The 462-nt window shown below is 74.7% G+C and carries 1 pseudogene; it reads left to right on the top strand.

Going from position 1 to position 462, the window contains the following annotated elements:
• Window positions 1–228 precede the first annotated feature (228 nt).
• Window positions 229–462: pseudogene (locus AX737_RS09760) on the top strand (hypothetical protein); the annotation flags it as partial.

The raw sequence follows: 462 nt of genomic DNA, 5'->3' as shown, positions 1-462 counted from the left end.
CCCGGCTTTCTGCGAAAGCAGACCTCTCCCTATGGGAGAGGGGACCCGCGCCTCAGGCGGCAGCGAGGCGCAGACCGCCCTCTGCGATTCCCCTGCGCAGAGCGGGGAGGGGGGAGCCGCGCGGGTGCCACGCAACCCCGCGCCCGACCGGGCCGTTAACCAGCCCGAAGCCCGGCGGCGCTCTCGCCCCGGACGCGCCCGGCACGCAAACGTCCGCAGGAGAACGCCATGGGTCTGCTCGATACGGTGATCGGCGGGGTGCTGGGTCAGGTGCTCGGCGGCGGCAGAAGCGGTCAGTCCGGCGGGTCCGCCGGGTCGGCGATGTCGCCGATCGTGAAGGCGCTGCTGATGCTGCTGCTGGCCAAGGGCGCGAGCGGCGGCTTCGGCGACATCTTCGGGCGCGGGCACCAGGGCGAGCCCGGGCCGGAGGCCGACCGTAGCGGCGGCGCCGGTCCCTACGGG

Source organism: Methylobacterium sp. CCH5-D2 (assembly GCF_001556475.1).
Classification (GTDB): domain Bacteria; phylum Pseudomonadota; class Alphaproteobacteria; order Rhizobiales; family Beijerinckiaceae; genus Methylobacterium; species Methylobacterium hispanicum.
The sequence above is the reverse complement of the archived record's forward strand: the minus strand, read 5'-3'. Positions and strand labels throughout refer to the sequence as shown.